Source organism: Caldanaerobius polysaccharolyticus DSM 13641 (assembly GCF_000427425.1).
Lineage (GTDB): Bacteria > Bacillota > Thermoanaerobacteria > Thermoanaerobacterales > Caldanaerobiaceae > Caldanaerobius > Caldanaerobius polysaccharolyticus.
This window is the reverse complement of the sequence record NZ_KE386495.1, coordinates 232,257-249,721: the sequence shown is the minus strand read 5'-3', so window position 1 is coordinate 249,721 and position 17,465 is coordinate 232,257. Positions and strand designations below refer to the sequence as shown.

The 17,465-nt window shown below is 45.2% G+C and carries 13 protein-coding genes; 10 read left to right on the top strand and 3 right to left on the bottom strand.

What is annotated here, in order from left to right; all coding sequences use genetic code 11:
* Window positions 1–56: 56 nt before the first annotated feature.
* From CALPO_RS0107525 to nifJ, 3 genes are all read left to right on the top strand, one after another.
* Window positions 57–869, top strand: coding sequence for a 5'-methylthioadenosine/S-adenosylhomocysteine nucleosidase family protein (locus CALPO_RS0107525; RefSeq protein ID WP_026486764.1), 813 nt, complete (start codon window positions 57–59; stop codon window positions 867–869).
* Complete coding sequence (locus CALPO_RS0107520) at window positions 817–1,842, top strand: SPL family radical SAM protein (protein WP_051585916.1); 1,026 nt, start codon at window positions 817–819, stop codon at window positions 1,840–1,842. The genes CALPO_RS0107525 and CALPO_RS0107520 overlap by 53 nt, the downstream gene beginning before the upstream one ends.
* A gap of 150 nt (window positions 1,843–1,992) precedes the next feature.
* Window positions 1,993–5,520 carry a pyruvate:ferredoxin (flavodoxin) oxidoreductase gene (gene nifJ / locus CALPO_RS0107515; RefSeq protein WP_026486762.1) on the top strand — a complete coding sequence of 1,176 codons (3,528 nt, stop codon included), beginning with the start codon at window positions 1,993–1,995 and terminating at the stop codon, window positions 5,518–5,520.
* Window positions 5,521–5,552: 32 nt separating this feature from the next.
* Here nifJ and CALPO_RS0107510 read toward each other — a convergent pair whose 3' ends face one another.
* Window positions 5,553–5,903: a phenylpyruvate tautomerase MIF-related protein gene (locus tag CALPO_RS0107510; protein ID WP_026486761.1), complete on the bottom strand. Its 351-nt coding sequence runs from the start codon at window positions 5,901–5,903 to the stop codon at window positions 5,553–5,555.
* A 171-nt stretch (window positions 5,904–6,074) separates the two neighbouring features.
* On the opposite strand from CALPO_RS0107510, the gene CALPO_RS0107505 reads away from it, so the two are divergent.
* The 4 genes from CALPO_RS0107505 to CALPO_RS0107490 are packed head-to-tail and all read left to right on the top strand — an operon-like array spanning window position 6,075 to window position 11,285.
* A complete protein-coding gene (locus tag CALPO_RS0107505) occupies window positions 6,075–7,769 on the top strand; it encodes a phospho-sugar mutase (RefSeq protein ID WP_035172468.1) in 1,695 nt (564 codons plus the stop codon).
* Between the two features lie 49 nt (window positions 7,770–7,818).
* Window positions 7,819–9,483 (top strand): B12-binding domain-containing radical SAM protein, encoded by a 1,665-nt coding sequence (locus CALPO_RS0107500; RefSeq protein ID WP_026486759.1) that lies wholly within the window; start codon window positions 7,819–7,821, stop codon window positions 9,481–9,483.
* 33 nt (window positions 9,484–9,516) lie between these two features.
* Window positions 9,517–10,419 carry a radical SAM protein gene (locus tag CALPO_RS0107495; RefSeq protein ID WP_026486758.1) on the top strand — a complete coding sequence of 301 codons (903 nt, stop codon included), beginning with the start codon at window positions 9,517–9,519 and terminating at the stop codon, window positions 10,417–10,419.
* Entirely contained in the window at window positions 10,416–11,285 is an 870-nt protein-coding gene (locus CALPO_RS0107490) for an RluA family pseudouridine synthase (RefSeq protein ID WP_026486757.1), read from the top strand. Before CALPO_RS0107495 ends, CALPO_RS0107490 begins: the two co-directional genes overlap by 4 nt.
* On the opposite strand, the gene CALPO_RS0107485 is transcribed toward CALPO_RS0107490, so the two are convergent.
* The gene (locus CALPO_RS0107485) at window positions 11,257–13,425 is read right to left on the bottom strand and encodes a heavy metal translocating P-type ATPase (RefSeq protein WP_281172762.1); all 2,169 of its coding nucleotides are present in this window, start codon (window positions 13,423–13,425) and stop codon (window positions 11,257–11,259) included. The two genes, CALPO_RS0107490 and CALPO_RS0107485, sit on opposite strands and share 29 nt — an antisense overlap.
* A gap of 126 nt (window positions 13,426–13,551) precedes the next feature.
* On the bottom strand, window positions 13,552–14,472 hold the full coding sequence (locus CALPO_RS0107480; RefSeq protein WP_026486755.1) for a carbon-nitrogen hydrolase family protein: 921 nt from the start codon (window positions 14,470–14,472) through the stop codon (window positions 13,552–13,554).
* A 157-nt stretch (window positions 14,473–14,629) separates the two neighbouring features.
* On the opposite strand from CALPO_RS0107480, the gene CALPO_RS0107475 reads away from it, so the two are divergent.
* The 3 genes from CALPO_RS0107475 (at window position 14,630) to CALPO_RS0107465 (ending at window position 17,464) form a co-directional block, all read left to right on the top strand.
* On the top strand, window positions 14,630–15,043 hold the full coding sequence (locus tag CALPO_RS0107475; protein WP_026486754.1) for an RrF2 family transcriptional regulator: 414 nt from the start codon (window positions 14,630–14,632) through the stop codon (window positions 15,041–15,043).
* Window positions 15,044–15,120: 77 nt separating this feature from the next.
* Window positions 15,121–17,004, top strand: coding sequence for an anaerobic carbon-monoxide dehydrogenase catalytic subunit (gene cooS, locus CALPO_RS0107470; RefSeq protein ID WP_026486753.1), 1,884 nt, complete (start codon window positions 15,121–15,123; stop codon window positions 17,002–17,004).
* A gap of 13 nt (window positions 17,005–17,017) precedes the next feature.
* Entirely contained in the window at window positions 17,018–17,464 is a 447-nt protein-coding gene (locus CALPO_RS0107465) for a 4Fe-4S dicluster domain-containing protein (RefSeq protein WP_026486752.1), read from the top strand.
* Window position 17,465: the final 1 nt, after the last annotated feature.

The following is a 17,465-nucleotide window of genomic DNA, read 5'->3' as shown; positions in this document are numbered from 1 at the left end:
ATGGTTTATGACCTATGGTATAATTGATGAGAATAGATAATCCAGGGGGCTTTTGGATGCTTTATATATCTACAGCTTTACATGCCGGAGCGAAGCCTTTGATAAAGCATTACAGGTTAAAAAGGGATATGAGCGAGAATAGGTTTCAGATATTTAGCAATGATGATATTAAGCTGGTAATTACGGGCACAGGTAATGCGAATAGCGCTATAGGGGTAGCACACATGTTGGCGACAAATCCGGTGCAAGAGGCGGATTATATCGTCAACATAGGGGTATGTGGATCTTTGTGCAGCGATAGGGGGACTATTTATATTGTAAATAAAATCAGGGATCACGATACCTTGAGGGATTTTTACCCGGATATCTTGTTAAAGCATCCTTTTGAAGAAGCCTCAATAGAGGCTTCTTCACATCCTTTGAGAGACAGCCAGTTGTCAGAAGAGCTGTGGGATATGGAGAGCAGCGGTTTTTTTATGGCGGCGTCCAGATATGCAGATGTTCACAGAGTGTGGCTTATAAAAATCGCTGCGGGTAAGCTCGACGGCATCTCAGATGAGAAATTTGTAGAGTCACTGGTTGGCGAAAAAATGGCGGATATTGCGGTATTTTTATCGCGTTTAAAAGATACATCTATCGTTAAGCCGATTCTCAGTAGCGATGAAATTCAGACCATAGAAGATATAGCTTTAAATATTCGCTTGACCGAAAGTCAGAAAGCGCAGCTTCTTAAAGCCTGTATGGGGTACAAATCCAGAACAGGCAATGATATAGATTTTTTGCGAGAATACGCGAATTTAAAGGTGATGACCAAAGATGAAAGAAAAAGAGTGTTTCACTCATTGCTCGCAAGGCTTGGATCTTTTTAGCAGATTTTCCCATGTTTACGTGGAAGAGGACGCGATAGGATATCCGGTATCCAGCGATATATTGCAAAAATTGCCTAAAGCAAGGGTGATTACGGTTAAAAACTACAAAGACGTGTTTAACAAGGCTTCTCAGGATTTTGAAGCTCAGAAGAAGTCTCAGAAGCTCATACTGGCCAAAAAGAGGGGAGATATGGTGTACAGAGGTTCTACCCTCTGCGAGGATTTCGGTTATGAAAATTTTTACTACTCGTCCAGTGTGCTCAATTGCATTTACGATTGCGATTATTGTTATTTGCAGGGCGTGTACCCATCTTCAAACATCGTGGTCTTTGTCAACGTAGAGGATTTTTTCCACGCGGTTTCCTCGCTTACGCGAGATAAATTTATATACCTGTCTATTTCCTATGATTCGGATCTTTTGGCCCTTGAACGATTAACAGGACTTGCCACGCGATGGATACAGTATGCCGGATCTAATGAAAATTTGTTGGTGGAGATAAAGACGAAAAGCGGCTGTTACAGCTCTATTTCTGACATGAATATACCGCAAAACGTGGTACTGGCTTGGACGCTGTCGCCAGATGAGGTAATAGACCGATACGAAAGACTTACTCCCTCTCTGGATATAAGGATAGAAAATATCCGGAAGGCCATAGCAGGTGGACTGAAAGTGAGACTATCCTTTGAACCTATAATGATGATAGACAACTTTGAGGAGGTCTATTCTAATTTTTTTGAAAAAGTATTTAATGCCATACCTCTGCATGGCATAAGAGATGTAAATGCAGGGATATTTCGCATGAGCGAGGTACAGGCTAAGAGGTTTAATAAAAGGCGCAAACCTGCTGTTTTTTGCTATCCTATGGCAAAAAAGGATGGCGTGGTCACTTACAAGAGCTATGAAATCATGAGGGGTTTTGTGTGCGATCAACTGTCTAAATACCTGGGTAGTGAAAAAGTTTTTGTGAATTAATTCACTTTTTTATGCATTTGTGCTATAATATATTCGGTTGTAGAATTATTATTTTGCATACAATATGCAGGCATTTAATCAGCGGTTTATTTTGTCGGGTTGTTGTGATTTCTTAAATGCTTAGCTTATTATAAGGGAAGGGGAGAAAATATGGCAAAGGTTATGAAGACGATGGATGGCAACCAGGCAGCTGCCCATGTGGCATATGCCTTTACTGAAGTGGCCACCATCTATCCTATCACTCCTTCATCTCCGATGGCTGAATACGTAGACGAGTGGAGTGCCCATGGGAGGAAGAATATATTCGGTCAGCCGGTAAGAGTAGTAGAGATGCAGTCAGAAGCGGGTGCCGCAGGAGCGGTACACGGATCGCTTCAAGGCGGGGCTTTGACTACAACCTTTACAGCATCTCAGGGATTGCTGCTCATGATACCTAATATGTACAAAATTGCAGGAGAGTTATTGCCAGGCGTCTTTCACGTAAGCGCTCGTGCTGTGGCGACTCATGCCCTGTCCATTTTTGGCGATCATTCTGACGTGATGGCGTGCCGCCAGACGGGTTTTGCCCTTTTAGCTTCGGGAAGTGTACAGGAAGTTATGGATTTAGGCGGTGTCGCTCACCTATCGGCGATAAAGGGAAGAGTTCCGTTCCTGCATTTCTTTGATGGATTCAGGACGTCCCATGAGATTCAGAAGATTGAGGTCATCGAATACGACGATTTCGCAAAGTTGGTGGACTATAACGCGTTAAGGGAGTTCAGAAAAAGGGCTTTAAATCCAGAACATCCGGTGACGAGAGGTACTGCGCAGAATCCTGATATATTCTTCCAGAATCGCGAAGCGGCCAATAAGTTCTACATGGCTATACCTGAAATCGTAGAGAGCTACATGGCAGAGATAAAGAAGATAACGGGAAGAGAGTATCATCTGTTTAATTATTATGGCGCACCGGATGCTGAGAGAGTAATAGTGGCTATGGGCTCTGTGTGCGAGACCATTGAAGAGACAGTGGATTATTTGATGTCCAAAGGAGAAAAAGTCGGAGTAGTTAAGGTGCATCTTTACAGGCCGTTCTCCGTTGAGCATTTCTTAAAGGCTATGCCCGAGACGGTCAAAAAGATAGCCGTACTCGACAGGACAAAAGAGCCTGGTTCGCTAGGTGAGCCCTTGTATGAGGACGTGTGCGCTGCCTATTACGAAAAAGCCAATAGGCCTGTGATAGTAGGTGGCCGCTATGGTCTTGGCTCCAAGGACACGACGCCAGGACAGATAATAGCTGTGTACGAGAATCTGAAAGCTCAGCAGCCCAAGAACCACTTTACCATAGGCATTGTGGACGATGTAACGCTCACATCGTTGCCTTACAATGACGATATAGATACTGTGCCGGAAGGTACCGTAAGCTGCAAATTCTGGGGACTTGGCTCCGACGGTACGGTGGGCGCTAACAAGAACTCAATAAAGATAATCGGCGACCATACCGATATGTACGCACAGGGTTATTTTGCCTACGACTCCAAGAAGTCCGGAGGCGTTACTATATCCCACTTGAGGTTTGGCAAAAAGCCTATAAGGTCTACCTATCTGGTAAAGAAGGCCGACTTTGTGGCATGCCATAATCCCTCTTATGTGGATAAATACGACATGGTGTCTGATTTGAAGGATGGAGGCACATTCCTCCTAAACTGCAGCTGGTCTCCACAAGAGCTGGACAGCAAGTTGCCTGCGGCCATGAAGAGGTATATAGCAAAGCACAATATAAATCTTTATATCATCGATGCTGTTAATATAGCAAAGGAAATAGGGTTAGGTGGAAGGATTAACACCATAATGCAGGCGGCTTTCTTCAAACTGGCCAACATCATACCCATCGATGACGCTGTAAAGTACATGAAGAAGGCTATTGTGGATGCTTATGGCAAAAAAGGCGAAAAAGTCGTAAACATGAACTACGAGGCAGTGGACAGAGGTATAAGCTCTGTGATTAAAGTGGATGTACCGGCTAGCTGGGCTGAGGCACAGGATGAAGTTAAAGAGGAAAAGCCCGTTCCTGCGTTTATAAAGAACATCATGGAGCCTATGAATAGACAGGAAGGCGATAAATTGCCGGTCAGCGCCTTTGTGGGAATGGAAGATGGTACGTTCCCGCCTGGTACGGCTCAGTATGAGAAGAGGGGTATAGCTGTAGATGTGCCTGAGTGGATAATGGACAACTGTATCCAGTGCAATCAGTGCTCTTATGTCTGTCCTCATGCTGCCATAAGGCCGTTCTTGCTAAATGAAGAAGAGGTAAAAAATGCGCCGGCAGGCTTTACGTCAAAGAAAGCTATAGGTAGGGGTTTTGAAGGGTTGAACTTCAGGATTCAGGTAGATGTGCTTGATTGCACGGGCTGCGGCAATTGCGCTCAGGTATGCCCGGCGAAGGAAAAAGCCCTGGTAATGAAGCCCATTGAAACCCAAATGGGTCAGGTAACCAATTGGGAGTACGCCATGAGCCTGTCCCGTAAAGAGAACCCTGCTAATGTGGAGACGGTAAAAGGCAGCCAGTTTGAGCAACCACTTCTGGAGTTCTCAGGGGCCTGTGCTGGATGCGGTGAGACTCCGTATGCTAAGCTGATCACCCAGCTGTTTGGCGACAGGATGATGATCGCCAATGCCACAGGTTGTTCGTCTATATGGGGTGGCAGCGCACCATCGACGCCTTATACCACCAACAAAGACGGTCATGGACCTGCGTGGGCTAATTCGCTGTTTGAGGACAATGCCGAGTACGGTTTTGGAATGTACCTTGCCGTAAAGCAGATAAGAGAGAGGCTGGCTAACATGGCGAGGGAAGCCCTTGAACTCAACATAAGCGATAGCGTCAAAGACGCCCTCAAGGCATGGCTTGACAATATGTACGATGGCAAAGGTTCAAAGAAGGCGGCTTTGCAGCTGGTCTCGGTTTTAAAGGATTACCAGCCTGAGGACGATAGGGCAAAGAGCTTGCTCCACGAGATATACGACAACAGGGAATTCCTTGTCAAGAAGTCTCACTGGATCTTTGGCGGCGACGGTTGGGCTTATGATATAGGTTTTGGTGGACTCGACCATGTGCTGGCTTCAGGAGAAGACGTAAATGTACTTGTGTTTGACACAGAGGTATACTCCAACACAGGCGGTCAATCCTCAAAGGCGACTCCAACAGCTGCTGTAGCACAGTTTGCTGCTGCAGGTAAGAGGATAAGGAAAAAGGACCTAGGCATGATGGCTATGAGTTACGGCTACGTTTACGTGGCGCAGGTTGCCATGGGGGCCAACCAGAACCAGCTCATAAAAGCGCTGGTGGAAGCAGAAGCTTATCCCGGGCCCTCGCTGATAATCGCCTATGCTCCGTGCATTAACCACGGCATAAGGGGAGGCATGGGCTGCGCTCAACTGGAGCAGAAGAGAGCGGTAGAAGCCGGGTACTGGCACCTCTACAGGTATAACCCGCTGTTGAAAGAGCAGGGTAAGAATCCGTTTATACTGGATTCTAAAGAGCCTACGGCGTCCTTCAGGGATTTCCTCATGGGTGAAGTGCGTTATTCGGCGCTTACCAGGACGTTCCCGGAGATCGCTGAGGACCTGTTCTCAAAGGCAGAGAAAGATGCCAGAGAGAGATACGAAAATTACAAGAGACTGGCAAAAACCGAATAGGGAAATAAAAAAGGGCCTTTTAAGGCCCTTTTTTAAAACGTTGAGCCGTTCCAGCCCCAGTTGGAACCCTGGTATTCTTCAATGGTGACGTATATGTTTTCTCCTTTAAAAGAGGCTTTTTCAGAGTACAGGTCGCATATCTCCTTGACTAAGGCTTTTTTCTGATCGGGGCTTAAGGAGCCGATGAGTTTTATGTCTACCAGGGCGCCGTCTTGTACTTTTTCACCTCTGAAGTACAGCGTGTCGTCTTCGCTAAACCGCACCATAAGCCATGATTCGCTTTTGCCTGCGACCCTGTTCATTATTTCGCCTATACCTGACTTAAGCGCGTCTTTAGTGCTTTCATCTAGCGCTTTTGGCGTTATGGATGTTACAAGTGGCATAATACTGCTCCTTTCCGATGTATTTAGTAATATATTCTATACCATTATTCTATAATAAGGTAGTGAGAAATACAATAGCGGTGCACCTCTTGTATCCTGACCGTTTTGTTGTTACAATACTTGCTGTAGGGTGTGATCGTTTTTTAAATCCAGTAGAAGGAGGTTGTGCTGATGTACAAAGATGAATATAATTTCTGGTTGAACTCTGATTATTTTGATGAGGCTACTAAAAAAGAATTGAGGGCTATCGCCGGAGATGAGAAGGAGATAGAAGACAGATTTTACAAGGAGCTGGAATTTGGCACAGGGGGACTAAGAGGTAAGATCGGCGCTGGAACCAATCGCATGAATATATACACGGTCAGGAAAGCCACCCAGGGGTTAGCTGATTACATAACTTCACTAGGGGAGGACTATAAAGCCAGGGGAGTAGTTATCGCCCATGATTCAAGGCACGGTTCCAGGGAATTTGCTTTAGAGAGCGCTGGGGTGCTTAACGCCAACGGTATAAAAGCTTACGTATTTGATGGATTGAGGCCCACGCCTGAGCTGTCTTTTGCCGTAAGGAAATTAAAGGCGGCGGCCGGGATAGTGATTACGGCGAGCCATAATCCACCGCAGTACAACGGCTACAAGGTTTACCTGGAAGATGGGGGACAGGCCGTTTCCCCTTATGTCAATGAGATTATGGAAAGGATTAAAAAGATAAAAGATATAACGGCAATAAAAGTGATGGAAGAAAAAGAGGCCAGAGAAAAGGGCCTGTTTGTAATCCTGGATAAGAGCATAGACGACCAGTACGTGGATATGGTGAAATCCCAGGTTTTAAATCCCCAGCTTTTAAAAGAAAAAGGTGGAGAGCTGAGCATAATTTATACGCCTTTGCACGGTACGGGCAATGTTCCTGTGCGCAGGGTGCTTAAAGAGCTCGGCTTTACCGATGTAAGGGTTGTACCCCAACAGGAGGTGCCGGATCCTGATTTTTCCACAGTCAGGTCTCCCAACCCGGAAGAACACGATGCCTTTGAGCTGGCCCTCAGCATGGCCAAGGAGAGAGGTGCCGATATAATCCTGGGGACAGACCCTGATAGCGACAGGGTAGGTGTGATAGTGAGGGATAGACAAGGGCAATACGTTGCCCTAACAGGTCATCAACAGGGTATACTTTTGACATACTATATTTTGAGCCAGTTGAAGGAGAGAGGGCAGATACCCAAAAACGGCGTTGTCATCAAGACCATTGCTACGACGGATATGCTAGAACCTATTGCCAAGGATTTTGGCGTTGAAGTAGAGAACACCCTTATAGGTTTTAAGTTTATCGGAGAGAAGATAAAAGAATACGAGAGCACCGGTAAAGAGTTTGTATTCGGCTTTGAGGAAAGCTATGGTTATCTAAGAGGTACGCAGGTAAGGGATAAAGACGGGGTAATCGCATCAGCGCTTTTCAGTGAAATGGCTTTGTATTACAAGATGAAAGGCATGACGCTGTTAGACGTCATGGAGGAGCTCTATAAGAAATACGGGTATTATACCGAGTACCTCAAGTCCATCGTGATGGAAGGCAAAGAGGGTATGGAGAGGATTAACGGCATCATGTCAAAGCTGAGGGAGATGGACATAAAGGATTTTGCAGGATATGAGGTGGAGTGGAGGGACGATTACCTGACAGGTCAGGCCAGGTTGAGGTTACCTAAGTCCAATGTGCTCAGGTATAACTTCAAAGGGGGTGGCTACCTACTGGTAAGGCCGTCGGGCACCGAGCCCAAGATAAAGATATACATTTCCGCTGTGGATAGCAGCAAGGAAAAATCGGAGGAGAAAGTCAACAAGATAAAAGACGCGATACTGGATCTGGTAAAATAGCCGCTGATAATGCGGCTGTTTTACATTGTTTAAATTCAGGAGGAAAACAATGAAAGTGCTGTTAGTGGCGTTAAACGCCAGTTATTGTCACACAAGTCCTGCTGTAAGGCTTCTGGCGCGTTATTGCCAGCAAGACGGCGTAGATGTGGAATACCAGGAGTATACTATAAACGACAGCATGGATCTTGTCCTTGAGCGGATAGCGTCGTACGATGCTGATGTGGTTGGGTTTTCGTGTTATATATGGAATATCCAGCAGACCATGTACCTTTGTGAAAACCTGAAAAAGGTGAGACCACGGGTAAAAATAGTGTTGGGAGGGCCTGAAGTATCCTACAGTGCAGAAGAGATTTTGTCTCAGTGGAATTTTGTGGACTTCGTGGTCATGGGCGAAGGGGAAGAGAGCTTTAGGCAGCTTATTAGGCGCATAGCCCGTGGAGATGTAAAAAGGTGCGTGGTTAAACCGCCGGCCCAACCCGTGGATATGAATATGCTGCCTTTTGCCTATGACGTGGACGAGGATTACAGCAACCGATACATTTACTATGAGACGTCAAGGGGATGCCCTTTTGGGTGCAAATACTGCCTGTCCTCACGGGATAATGGCGTGAGGTACGCCAGTTTAGACAAGGTAAAGGAGGACCTCTACAGGATAGCTCAATCCAATGTAGGTGTCGTCAAGTTAGTGGACAGGTCATTTAACTGCGACACCGAGCGGGCTGTGGAGATATTTAACATCATTCGAGGGTTGCCCAGAGATGTGGTATTTCAGTGCGAGGTAAACCCTGAGCTGATCTCCGATGAGTTTATAGAGGCCATGAAAGGAATAGAGCACAGGCTTCAATTTGAGGCTGGCTTGCAGACCACAAATCCCGATTCGCTAAGGGCAGTAGGAAGAAATCCCAACGTAAACAGGGCTTTGGGCGAAATAAGGCGTCTGGTGGATTCAGGGGTAAAGGTACACGCTGATTTGATCGCAGGGCTTCCTTATGATACTTACGAGACCTTTGCCAGGGCATTTGACGATCTGTACATGTGCAGACCCCATGAGATACAGCTAGGGTTTCTCAAGCTATTAAAGGGCACGGCTCTCAGGGATATGGCAGGGGAATACGGTATTGTTTACAGGTCTCAGCCACCTTATGAAATACTGTACAATAGGTGGATGAGCTATGAAGACCTATGCGCCTTAAAAGGCATTGCATTCCTTGTAAACAAATATTATAACACGGGCAAATTTAAATACACCCTGGATTACGCCGTATCGCGCTATAAAAGCCCTTTCGCTTTTTACGAAGACTTTAAAAGATTCTGGTCAGCAAAAGGGCTTTATGGTCATAATTTATCCCTTGTCAATCTCTATAAATTGCTGCTAGAATACCTAAAGTGTAAAGAGGGCATTTATGCCCTGGAGTTTATAGGCGATATGGTTAAATTTGATTACATGCTAAACCATAATACCGCATCGGTTCCCGATTTTATGCCGTCAAGGTCTGATAAAAGAGATAGGGAGTATGTAAAATCCCTCTTAAAAGATAAAAAATGGGTGGATGAGCATATACCCGAGTTGACAGGCAGGTCTTTAGGGCAGATTTTAAAATGGGTTACCTTTGAGCGATTTTACCATGATGTACCCGCAAGCGAAAAGAAGGTGGATAAGTACGTAGTATTTGTTCACGGAAAAGTAAACAGGTATATAGACGTTTACATTTGAGCTTATAATACCGGTATTCAGTGGAGGAATCCTATGTGGAAAGAACTTTATAAATGCGAGCTTTGCCCACGAAGGTGTGGGGTAGACAGAAACATGGGAGAAAAGGGATTTTGTGGTGCCACCAGTGATATCGTGGTGGCAAAGGCATACCTGCATCGATGGGAGGAGCCCCCTATAAGCGGTACCCGCGGTTCTGGCACGGTTTTTTTCTCTCATTGCAATTTAAAGTGTCTTTTTTGCCAGAATTACAGGATAAGCCAGGAAAATTACGGGCGGGTGATTTCCGTGGAAAAGCTGGCCGATATCTTTGTGCACCTGCAGGATATGGGGGCTCACAACGTGAATCTGGTAACACCTACGGTATATATTCCCCAGATAAAGGACGCTATTATATTAGCCAGGGGAAAAGGGCTTAAATTGCCTGTGGTGTACAATACCAGCGCATACGAAAACGTGGAAGCCCTTGAAATGCTAGATGGCCTGGTGGACGTTTACCTTCCCGATTTGAAGTACTATGATGATACACTGGCAACCAGGTATTCAGGGGCTAAGGATTATTTCTTTTACGCCACCAGGGCTATTATGGAGATGTTCAGGCAGGTAGGTGAGCCTAGGTTTGACAGCGATGGTATTATGACAGGTGGGCTTATGATAAGACATCTCCTGTTGCCGGGTAAGGTAGAGGATTCTAAAAAAGTGCTGGATTGGATAAGGGATAACCTCCCTTCAGGTGTATACGTAAATTTGATGTCTCAGTACACGCCGTATTATAAAGCGGTGAATTACCCTGAGCTCAATAAAAAGGTAAGTGAAAAAGAGTACCAAGATCTTATCGAATATTTTTTCAATATAGGATTGGAAAATGGGTTTGTTCAGGAAGGAGAAGCGGCCTGTGAGGAATTTATACCCGATTTTGATCTGGAGGGGCTTGAATGAGGCTTAAAGTTGATGCCGAATGCGCCGGTATGAGCGTAGGGGAATTTTTAAAGCACATGAGGTTTTCCAAGAGGGCTTTACACAGGTTAAAATCCACAGGTAAGATATTTTTAAACGGCGAGATAGCGCATCCGTGGGATCGAGTGGAATGCGGCGATGTAGTGGACATAGACCTTGCGGAAGACTGCGACATAGTGCCATCGCCTGTACCTCTGGATATTATGTACGAAGATGAGGATATACTGGTGCTGAACAAGCAAGCCGGGGTGGTCGTCCATCCCACGGCGTATCATTACGATGACACCATAGGCAATGGAGTGATTTACTATTTTAGTAAAAAGGGCTTAAAGAGAGGATTCCATCCCGTAAACCGCCTTGATAGGGACACGTCGGGGGTTCTGATAATCGCCTTAAATCAATACGCCCACAACGCGATACAGCAGTACGGTCACATGGAGAAGGCTTATATAGCTATAGTAGAGGGCGTAATGGAAAAAGACGAGGGTACCATTGATGCGCCTATAGCCCGCAAACCAGGCAGCGTCATTGAAAGGTGGGTTTCTCAAGACGGCCAGAGGGCGGTTACTCATTACCGCACGTTGAAAAGGCTCGAGGACATGACGGCGCTTTTACTTAAGCTGGAAACAGGGCGTACTCACCAGATAAGGGTACATTTAAGTTATGCAGGGCATCCCATAGTAGGGGATACCCTTTACGGCCATGAAGATGAACGCATAATAAGGCAAGCGTTGCATTGTTGCGAGATGTCCTTTTCGCATCCCCGCACGGGCGAAAGAGTGCGTTTTGAAGCGCCGCTGCCCCAGGATATGAAAAGGCTTATTGGTATTGAACCCGCATTGAGTTAACTACTGCTATAAGTGCGACACCAACATCGGCAAATACCGCTTCCCACATGGTGGCTATACCGCCAGCACCTAACGCCAGTACGATAATCTTTACGCCCAGTGAAAATATTATATTCTGCCATACAATACGGCGTGTCCTTTTGGCAATCTTTATAGCGCTCACAAGCTTTGAAGGTTCGTCAGTCATTAATACCACATCAGCAGCTTCAATTGCTGCGTCAGAGCCTAAACCGCCCATTGCTACCCCGACATCTGCACGGGCTAACACGGGGGCGTCGTTGATACCATCCCCAACGAATACAAGCTTCCCTTTAGGTGATTTCTGCTTTTCCAGCATTTCAAGCTTTTCGACCTTTTGGTCGGGGAGAAGTTCGGCATGGACTTCATCAAGCCCTAACTGGTTGCCAATCTTTTCAGCTACTGCCTTACTGTCACCTGTAAGCATGACGAGCTTTCTTACGCCGATGCTTTTTAAGGCTTTCAGGGCATTGGCGGAGTCCTCTTTTACTTCGTCGGATATTACTATAAATCCGGCATATACGCCGTCTACCGCTATGTGTACGACTGTACCTACAGCGTCGGTATTAACATAGGCGATATTTTCCTGTGCCATAAGCTTTGCATTTCCTGCAAGGACTGTTCTTCCTCTTACCTTTACCTTTATTCCGTGGCCTGAAATTTCTTCATAATTTTCAATCTCGTTTTTATCTACTTCCTTACCATAAGCCTTCAAAATCGAAAGGGCAATAGGGTGGTTTGAATAGCTTTCGGCAAAAGCAGCGTATTCTAATAGTTCGTCCTTTGATACATTGCCTTGCGGGTTTACCTGTGTTACCTTAAACACACCTTTGGTCAAAGTACCGGTTTTATCAAATACAACCGTATCCACATCATTTAACGCTTCAAGATAATTACTACCCTTTACAAGCACACCGTTTTTAGAGGCTCCACCGATACCACCGAAGAAGCCCAACGGGATTGAAATGACCAGCGCACATGGGCAGGAGATTACCAAAAATACCATTGCCCTGTAAAACCAATCTGTAAAGGTAGCACCTGGGATAATAAGAGGGGGGACGATAGCGATAAGTGCTGCTGCTATTGTTACAACAGGAGTATAACGGCTTGCAAATTTAGTGATAAAGTTTTCGGTCGGGGATTTCCTGCTGCTTGCGTTCTGCACCAGATCGAGTATTTTGGATACGGTAGACTCACCAAACTCTTTAGAAACTTCGACCGTTAAAAGACCGTTTTTATTGATAAAGCCAGCTAAAACATCATTTCCGATCTCGACCTCTCTTGGTACAGATTCGCCGGTTAATGCAGAGGTATCTACCATTGATTTTCCTTCAATTATTTTACCGTCCAAAGGTATTTTTTCACCAGGCTTAACCACGATAATATCGCCAGTTTTAACATCTTTGGGCGATACTTTCTTAATTTCGTCACCTACTTTTAGGTTAGCAAAATCGGGGCGAATATCCATAAGTGCTACAATAGATTTTCTGGAACGGTTTACAGCTATATTCTGTAATAACGTGCCGACCTGGAAGAAAAGCATAACAGCTACGCCTTCGGGGAATTCATGAATAATAAATGCACCTACCGTAGCAATGGTCATTAAGAAATTTTCGTCGAATACCTGACCTTTTGTAATGTTCTTAAAAGCTTTTAGCACTACTTCGCCACCTGATAGGATATAGCTGATTAAAAAGAGCGTAAAATCTATCCAGTAAGGAAACTCAATCAAAAGGGCAGCGGCAAAAAATAATGCCGAAATGCCAAATCGTATAGCCTTCTTCCTGTTATTTGCTTCAATGTTTGAAGCTGCGTTACTGCTATCATCCTCACAAGCACACTTTGCATCCCGTTCTTTGTTGTCTACAACCTCAACCTCTGGCTCAATATCTTTTACTATTTTTTTCACCAAAGAGAAAATATCATTGCTATTAATCGTATCATCTATTTCAACAGACAGTGCTTTCGTAGCGAAGTTTAGGCTTGCATGCTTTACACCCTTTAGTTCATTTACCTTTGCTTCAATTTTCATAGCACAGTTTGCACATTCCAATCCTTCAAGGATTAGCTCCATTGTTGTCTTTTGGCTCATTTTACAACCATTCCTTTCAAAACTTTTCATTTATATGGATTAACCCTTTTACGTATGTATTATATGAACAATTGAATAATCATTCATATATCAATTCTAATTATATGGTGTAAAGTTAAATATGTCAATATAGAACGGAAATTTGATGTTTCCTTTTTATCTTCGCGCTTCTTTTCTTATGAAAGGTTCATTTACCTCGGGTGATATAAGCATTGCATATCGATCGGGCTTTCTGAATGCATTTCCCCATGTTTCCCGGCTTCTATACTCTCGCAATTTGTCGATATCAAACTCTGCTATATATATCCCTTCGCTTTTTCCGGCTTTGATGACGAGCATATCCCTTGATTTGCCATTTTCGTCATACGCCATTCCATCGTACGCCATGGAATTTCCCTGTTCTTCACCGGCGTAATTTGCCAGGGCAACTGCCACCATATTTTCAAAAGCTCTCGCCCTTAGTTGAGCAGCCCGGTTAATGTCCATTTCACAGGCGTTAGGTATTAATATAAGTTCAGCTCCTTTTAACATAAGTATCCTTGCGCTTTCGGGGAATTCTCTGTCGTAGCATATCATGGCTCCGACTTTTATATTGCTGCTTTTTGTATTTAGATCACATACATAGAAATCTTCCCCTGGTGTGCACGCTGCCTCTAAAGAAAAATCGCATGTATGGACTTTGGCATACGTCATAACGATTTTGCCGTGCCTATCTATGAGCGCCATTGAGTTCCTCGGCGAGCCAGGCCATTTTTCCAAATAAGTAATCGCGATAGCCATGTCTAATTCTCTGGCCAGATTGATAAAGTGTATAATAAAATCGTCATTTTGGCTTATAGCTTGTTCCTTCCATTTTTCTCTCAATTCCGGGTATTTAGGATTTAAAGGATTATAGTTGTGGTCCCAAACTTCGGTATGATAAGGTGTGTAACCGATATTCCACATCTCGGGGAAAAGGGCTATGTCAGCACCTAATTTGCTTGCTTTACGGCAAAATTCATCACCCTTTTCAAGGTTTTTTCTCTGATCATTCCCATGGGGAAACATCTGCAACAATGCGACTCTAATGGTATTCATAAATTTTACCCCCTGCTTTTATATTTAGACTGCTAAGATGATTATAACATGAAAGCTACAGCAATTTCTCTTTGGAAATGTTGACAAATAGACGACAATGGGGTAAAATAATAGTGTACTAATTTAGTATACTTTATAAGTAGATAAGGGTGAACAGATGAGGCTTACGCAGGCATCGGATTATGCATTGAGAATTGTCCTTCACCTTTCGAGGAAAAAAGGCGAGGTGGTAGAAGCTGACGCCATTTCGGATGCGGAGAAAATACCTAAGAGGTTTTTGCTGAAGATATGCAGGGACCTAATAAAGGCAGGTATTATTGAGTCATCTCGCGGTAAAAACGGAGGATACAGGCTGGCAAACAATCCTGAAAATATCACCATGAAAGACGTAATTCTGGCAGTAGAAGGCACTATGGCGCTGACCCGGTGTCAGATAGATCCTGCTGCTTGTAATAAAAACGCTACAGGTTACTGTGCCATACACAGGGCTTTTTGCTCGGTTATGGATGTGGTATCTAAAGAGTTTGAAAAATACGATTTTGCTACGCTAGCGAAGATGGATGGAAACTGATTTCGGTTTCTGTCTTTATTTATAAATAATAGTATACTAAAATAGTATACTTAAATACGCCGTAGGAGGAGATATGTATGGAAATTTGCACACTTTGTGAAACAGCTGATGAAAGATTAGGCGAGTTTATCAGGAGTAAAAAGGACCTAGAGACGTCGTTTCATCGAAAGCCGCGCCAGAATGTGAAGTGCGGGTTTGGCCTTCAAGGGGTATGTTGCAGGCTGTGTGCCAACGGCCCTTGTAGGATTACACCTAAACACCAAAGAGGCGTATGCGGGGCTGACGCAGATACTATTGTAGCGCGCAATTTCCTGAGGGCGGTAGCCGCAGGTGCAGGATGTTATCTACACGTGGTAGAAAATGCGGCCAACAACCTCAAAAAGATAGCTACAGGGCAGATGGATATGGAATTAAAAGGAATCAGGACGCTGCAAATGCTTTCGGAAAAATTAGGAATTGAAGCCCATAGCGAAAGTGAAAGGGCATCGAGGTTGGCAGATATGGTGATGGCAGATCTCTATAAGCCCAGGGAGCAAGAGATGGAAATGCTAAAGTATATGGCACCTGAGATGAGGTATGAGAAGTGGAGTAAGCTAGGCATTCTGCCGGGCGGTGCTAAGTCAGAGGTCTTTGACGCTGTGGTTAAGAGCAGCACCAATCTGTCCAGCGACCCTGTGGATATGCTGATGCATGTGCTGAGGCTGGGCATAGCGACAGGGATTTATGGTTTGGCACTGACCAACAAGCTTAACGATATAATGATGGGAGAACCTGTATTGAGGTCGGCAGCTGTAGGATTCAGGGTTATAGATCCTGATTACATAAACATAATGCCTACAGGCCATCAACAGTCGCTCTTTGGCGTTTTGCTGAAGCGGTTGAGCGATGAAGACGTAAAGAAAATGGCCACGGAGGCCGGGGCTAAGGGGTTCAGGCTTATAGGTTGCACGTGCGTGGGCCAGGACTTCCAGTTAAGGGGTGAGCACGCTGAGGAAATATTTGCAGGGCATGCCGGCAACAACTTTACCAGCGAAGCGGTGCTGGCCACAGGAGCGATAGACCTGGTGGTGTCTGAATTTAATTGTACCATACCCGGTCTGGAGGCTGTTGCTGATAAGTACATGGTAAAGCAGATATGCGTAGACGACGTGGCTAAAAAGGCCAATGCGGATTTGATTCAGTACAGCCCCGAAAAGGCGCTGGAAATAGCTGATAGGATTATCAAAGAAGCCGTGGCCAGTTACAAGTCCAGGAGAGGCAGGGTAAGCATAGATGTACCTGCTGATCACGGTTATGAAAACTCCCTGACAGGGGTAAGCGAGATGTCGCTTAAAGAATTTTTGGGCGGAAGCTATAAGCCCCTTATTGATCTCGTCGCCTCCGGCAGGATTAAGGGGATAGCGGGAATCGTAGGGTGTTCCAATTTGACCGCCATAGGCCACGACGTTTTCACAGTAGAGCTGACCAAGGAACTTATAAAACGAGATGTACTGGTTTTGTCTGCAGGATGCACCAGTGGAGGCCTGGAAAACTGCGGGTTTATGTCACCTGACGCAGTGGAACTTGCTGGCGATAGTCTAAAAGAGGTTTGCAGGTCTTTGGGCATTCCTCCTGTATTAAATTTCGGGCCGTGTCTGGCTATAGGTAGGCTGGAGATGGTGGCAGCGGAGCTAGCTCAAATGCTGAATATAGATATTCCCCAGTTGCCACTGGTGTTATCAGCTCCTCAATGGTTAGAAGAGCAGGCGTTGGCAGACGGCGCTTTCGGGTTGGCGCTGGGATTGCCTTTGCATCTAGCCCTTCCTCCTTTTATAACGGGAAGCAAGCTGGTGACAGAGATTTTGACAGAGCAATTACCTGACATTACCGGAGGAAGACTGATAGTGGATGGCGACGTAAAGTCCTCTGCCGATAAGCTCGAGGCTATTATCTTGGAACGCAGGAAACAGCTAGGGCTGTAAAGAGGTGTTAGAGATGAAGAGGATATATGTACAGCCAGATGCATGCCAGGGTTGCATGAACTGCGTCCTGGCATGTATGGCCCACCATGCAGGCGTCCGCTCGGTGTTGGAGTTGGACCTTTTGGATGAGGTCAATGAGTTTACCAACCAGATTGTTTTAGATGATCAAGGGAGGATTATACCTATTTTCTGCCGCCATTGTGATGATCCAGAGTGCGTAAAAGCGTGTATGTCCGGCGCCTTGAAAAAGGATGAGAAAACGGGATATGTAATCTGCGATCAAGAAATATGCGCTGGTTGCTTTATGTGCGTTATGTCGTGCCCTTATGGCATGATCAAACCTAACTGGGATGGGACTGCTGCTGTAAAGTGCGATATGTGCGTGGGAGAGGAGGCCCCTGCCTGCGTGCAAAGCTGTCCTACAGAGGCTATTCGCCTTATCGATGTAGCTTTAAAGTGAG